1 protein-coding gene is annotated in these 1,796 nt (G+C 64.5%); it reads right to left on the bottom strand.

Features of this window, described 5'->3' with window-relative positions:
• A partial coding sequence (locus tag RYH74_RS19865) for an AMP-binding protein (protein ID WP_317409967.1) occupies nt 1-1,631 on the bottom strand: 1,631 nt, incomplete at its 3' end.
• Between the last annotated feature and the right edge of the window lie 165 nt (nt 1,632-1,796).

Genomic DNA, 1,796 nt, shown 5'->3' with positions numbered 1-1,796 from the left:
AACTTCTGCACCTTGCCGGTCACCGTCATCGGGTACTCGTCGACAAAGCGGATATGCCGCGGCACCTTGAAGTGTGCAATGCGCGCCTTGCACCAGCCCTGCAGTTCCTCGACCGTGGCACTGTGCCCCGGGTGCAGCTTGATCCAGGCGACGATTTCCTCGCCATAACGGCTGCACGGGATGCCGATCACCTGCGCATCAGCTACCGCCGGGTGGGTGTAGAAGAACTCTTCCAGTTCACGCGGGTAGATGTTCTCGCCACCGCGAATGATCATGTCCTTGTTGCGCCCGACAATGCGCACATAGCCGTGCTCGTCCATCACCGCCAGATCGCCCGAATGCATCCAGCCGGCCGGGTCGATGGCATCTGCCGTGGCCTGGGGGTTGTCCCAGTAGCCGAGCATCACGCTGTAGCCGCGGGTGCACAGCTCGCCGATCTCGCCACGCGGGACGATGCAGCCGTCGGCGTCCACCAGCTTGTTCTCCAGCTGCGGCTGGGTGCGGCCGACGGTGGTCACGCGCAGCTCCAGGTCGTCGTCCGGGCCGGTCTGCAGCGACACCGGGCTGGTTTCGGTCATGCCGTAGGCAATCTGCACTTCGGCCATGTGCATCTGGTCGATGACCCGGCGCATCACCTCGATCGGGCAAGTGGCGCCGGCCATGATGCCGCTGCGCAGGGTCGACAGGTCCATTTGCGCGCGCGCGGGGTGGTCGAGCATGGCGATGAACATGGTTGGCACGCCATAGAGAATGCTCGCGCGCTCTTCGGCCACGGCGCGCAGGGTGAGCTCGGCGTCGAAGGCGTCGTTGGGGTAGATCATGGTGCTGCCATGGGTGATGCAACCGAGGTTGGCCATGACCATGCCGAAGCAGTGGTACAGCGGCACCGGGACCACCATGCGGTCGCGTGCGGTCAGACCCAGGCTTTCGCCGACCATGAAGCCGTTGTTGAGGATGTTGTAGTGGCTGAGCGTGGCGCCCTTCGGTGCGCCGGTGGTGCCGGAGGTGTACTGGATGTTCACCGGCTGGTCGAACTGCAGGCTTTGCTGGCGCTTCGCGTAAGCCTCGACGGAGGTCTGCCCTGCCCGCTCGGCCAGCGCTTGCCAAGGCAGGAAGCCTGCCGGCGGGTTGGCGGCCAGGCTGACCACACCGCGCAGTTCGGGCAGGCGTGCACTGGCCATTTCACCCGGGATGGCGCTGGCCAGCTCCGGCGCCAGTTCCTGGACCATGGCGTGGTAGTCGGAGGTCTTGAAGGCATCGGCACACACCAGCCAGCGGCAACCGGACTGGCGCAGCACGTATTCCAGCTCGCCCACGCGGTAGGCCGGGTTGATGTTGACCAGAATCGCGCCGACCTTGGCGCTGGCCAGCTGCAGGATGCACCACTGGGCGCAGTTGGGCGACCAGATGCCGACCCGATCGCCGGTGTTCACGCCCAGGGCCATCAGGGCACGAGCATGCACCTCGACCTGCTCGGCCAACTGCCGCCAGCTGTAGCGCAGGCCCTGATGGCGCGACACCAGGGCCTCGCCGTCGGCACAACGGGCCACGGTGGCGTCGAAGGCCTGGCCGATGGTCTGGGTCAGCAAGGCTTGGTCCTGGCGACCGCGGGTATAGCTTGGTTGACTCATGGGTGTCCCTTCTTGTGGTTGTTCTGGGCACGACTGAAGCAAGCGGGAATACTCTGGCGCAGATTTACGTTTACGTAAAGGTGATGAGTCGATTGACAGTAAGCGCATGCAGGTTTACGTTAACGTAAAGGTGAAAACGACATCGGGTTTGTCGGCGCACCACCG

This window comes from Pseudomonas sp. LSJ-87 (assembly GCF_032971465.1).
Classification (GTDB): Bacteria; Pseudomonadota; Gammaproteobacteria; order Pseudomonadales; family Pseudomonadaceae; genus Aquipseudomonas; species Aquipseudomonas putida_Z.
Note: the sequence above shows the minus strand (reverse complement) of the source record. Positions and strands in the feature narration are given on the sequence as shown.